This is a genomic window from uncultured Aureimonas sp., assembly GCF_913775355.1.
Taxonomy (GTDB): domain Bacteria; phylum Pseudomonadota; class Alphaproteobacteria; order Rhizobiales; family Rhizobiaceae; genus Aureimonas.
Genome location: NZ_CAJYIU010000255.1, coordinates 1 through 2,730, shown reverse-complemented (window position 1 = coordinate 2,730; position 2,730 = coordinate 1). Strand labels below are relative to the sequence as shown.

Annotated in this window: 4 protein-coding genes; all 4 read left to right on the top strand. The window is 69.0% G+C overall.

The genetic code is table 11. The features are described 5' to 3' along the window. Positions 1-861 (top strand): ABC transporter permease (locus QZ753_RS15435; RefSeq protein ID WP_294644839.1); only part of this gene is annotated, 861 nt, incomplete at its 5' end. Next, positions 858-1,853 (top strand): ABC transporter permease, encoded by a 996-nt coding sequence (locus QZ753_RS15430; RefSeq protein ID WP_294644838.1) that lies wholly within the window; start codon positions 858-860, stop codon positions 1,851-1,853. The genes QZ753_RS15435 and QZ753_RS15430, both read left to right, overlap by 4 nt. A gap of 76 nt (positions 1,854-1,929) precedes the next feature. Continuing rightward, entirely contained in the window at positions 1,930-2,352 is a 423-nt protein-coding gene (locus tag QZ753_RS15425) for an RbsD/FucU domain-containing protein (RefSeq protein ID WP_294644837.1), read from the top strand. Continuing rightward, positions 2,349-2,730, top strand: a 382-nt coding sequence (locus tag QZ753_RS15420; RefSeq protein ID WP_367171520.1) for an amidohydrolase, incomplete at its 3' end; no start/stop codon positions are given. The genes QZ753_RS15425 and QZ753_RS15420, both read left to right, overlap by 4 nt.

Genomic DNA, 2,730 nt, shown 5'->3' with positions numbered 1-2,730 from the left:
CACATGGCGGTGCAGGGTCTCGCCGCGCTCGGCCTCACCTTCGTGATCGTCGTGCGCCAGTTCGACCTGTCGTTTCCGGGCGTCGCCTCGCTCGGCGCGATGACGCTCGGCTGGCTGATCGCGGGCCGCTACGGTCTCGGCATGGGCGTCGCGGGTGCGCTCGCCGTCGGCCTCCTGTGCGGCCTCGTCAACGGCTTCGCCGTCGCCTACCTCCGCCTGCCCGACATCGTGGCGACGATCGCGACCGGCGGGGCGGCCGTCGGCCTCTCCTACTTCTATTCCAACGGCACCTCGCTCTCGAAGAACTTCTTCTCGTCGGGGATCCTCGACCTCAACGACGCCAAGTATCTCGGCCTCGATGCGCCGGTCGCGATCCTGGCGCTCGCCGCCGTCTTGTCGGCGATCGTGCTGCACGCCTCGCGCTTCGGCCGGGCCTTCTACGCCACCGGCGAGAACCGCACGTCCGCGGTCTTCTCCGGCATCCGCGTCAGGCTCTACGTGCTGGCGGCTTTCGCGCTGTCGGGCATGCTCTCGTGCCTGGCGATCACGCTCCTCGTGGCCTCGTCGGGCGCCGCCAACGTCACGGCGGGCGCGCAGCTCCTGATGCCGGCCTATGCCGCGGTCTATCTCGGCGCCGCGCTGTTCGGCGCGGCCTCGGTGCCGGCCACCGTCGCGGGCACGCTTCTGATGTCGGCGATGCTGAACGGCTTCACGCTGCTCGCCGTGCCCTACTACTATTCCGACGCCATCGTCTCGATCGTCCTCATCAGCGCCATCGCCCTGTTCGACCCGAAGATCGCGGAAGGCTTCCGCCGCTTCCGCGATGCCGGCAAACCCGCCTTCCGCGAGGCCCGTTCATGAGCGCCCTCATGCCCACCGCCTCCCGCCCTGTGCCGGCCGCCGGCTTCGACGTCAGACGCTTCGTCGTGCGCTACGGCCTGTTCTTCCTCCTTGCGATCCTCGTCGTCGTCTTCTCCTGGCTACGGCCGAGCTTTGCGAGCGCCGGCAACGTCACCGACATCCTGCGCTCGGCCTCGATCTCGGCCGTGATGTTCCTCGGGCTCACCTGGATCATCGCGGCCGGCGAGATCGACGTCAGCTTCATGTCGGTCGCCGCGCTCGCCACCATGATCATCGCCGGGCTCGTCTCGTCCGGCGTCGGCTGGCCGCTCGCGGTCCTCGCCGCGCTCGGCGCCGGCGTCCTCGTCGGCCTCCTCAACGGCTTTCTCGTCGCCGGCATGGGGCTGCCCGCCCTCGTCATCACCATCGCGACCGGCGGTCTCGCCGGTTCCGTCGCCGCGGCGATCGGCAAGGGCACCTCGATCCCGATGGCGACCACCGGCTTCGTTGGGCCGATCGTCGATGCCGATCTCGGCATCGTGCCGGTGATCGCGCTCGTCGTCGCCGCGCTCTATGCGTTCGCCTGGGTGCTGCAGGATCGCACGACCTTCGGCCACTACATCTACGCCATGGAGCAGAACCGGCGCGCGGTGGTGGAGGCAGGCGTTCGCGCGAGCCGCATCCTCATGCTGCTCTACGTCCTGTCGGGCACGCTCTCGGCGGTGGCCGGCGTGCTTCTGGCCGCCGACCTCTCGTCCGGCCAGCCCTATATCGGCACCTCGTACTTCATCGACGGGCTGACGGCGGTGCTCCTCGGCGGCATGGCGCTGAAGATGGGCAAGCCGAACATGGTCGGCACCCTCGTCGGGGTGATCCTCCTCGCCGTCCTCCTGTCGGGCGCAGCGCTCCTCGGCTGGACCGACTCGCAGCGCCAGATCGTGCGCGCCGCACTCCTCATCGCCGGCGTCGCCCTCGTCGTCTGGACCCGCCGCAAGACGCGCGCGCATCTCTGACGCGAGGCGCCGTCAACCTTCGATCGGCGGCCGCACGGTCGCCGGATCCTCACCCATCGCATTTCGGAAGACATCCATGCTGAAGAATATCGACCCGCTTCTCAACGGCCAGCTCCTCGCGATCCTCGACGACATGGGCCACGGCAACGAGATCGTCATCGCCGACGCCAATTTCGGCGCGGCCAACGTGGCCCAGCGCCTCGTTGACCTGCCGGGCACCACCGCGACCGCGCTGGTCGACGCGATCCTCTCGGTCTTTCCGCTCGACGACTTCGTCGAGGACCCGATGGCCGTGATGCAGGCGCCACCCGAGACGCGCCCCATGTACGACGCCTTCCAGGCGAGCGCCGACAAGGCGGAGGGGCGTTCGATCACGATCGCCGAGATCGATCCGGCCGAGTTCGTCGAGCGCACCCGCCGGGCCTATGCCGTCATCGCCAGCGGCGAGCGGCGGCTGTATGGTAATGTCCTGCTTCGCAAGGGAGTGCTGCGTCCATGACATCCTTCGCCCGTCCGGTCACGATCGACAGCCACCAGCATTTCTGGCGCGTCTCGCGCGGTGACTACGGCTGGATGGGCGAACACGTGAAGCCGCTCCTGCGCGACTTCATGCCGGAGGATCTCAAGCCGCTCTTGCGCCGCGCCGGCATTGACCGGACGATCCTCGTCCAGGCGGCCGAGACGGAGGCCGAGACTGACTTCCTCCTCGAGATCGCCGCCGCGACGCCCTTCGTCGCGGGCGTCGTCGGCTGGCTCGACATGGATGCGGACGGCTTTGCCGAGCGCCTCGCGCATTACCGCGCGAACCCGCATTTCGTCGCGCTGCGCCCGATGCTGCAGGGACTCGACGACGACGCCTTCATCCTGCGCCCACGCG

Coding starts and splice junctions, on each gene's coding strand:
- QZ753_RS15430 (WP_294644838.1), top strand. CDS start 858: ATGAGCGCCCTCATGCCCACCGCCTCCCGCCCTGTGCCGGCCGCCGGC.
- QZ753_RS15425 (WP_294644837.1), top strand. CDS start 1,930: ATGCTGAAGAATATCGACCCGCTTCTCAACGGCCAGCTCCTCGCGATC.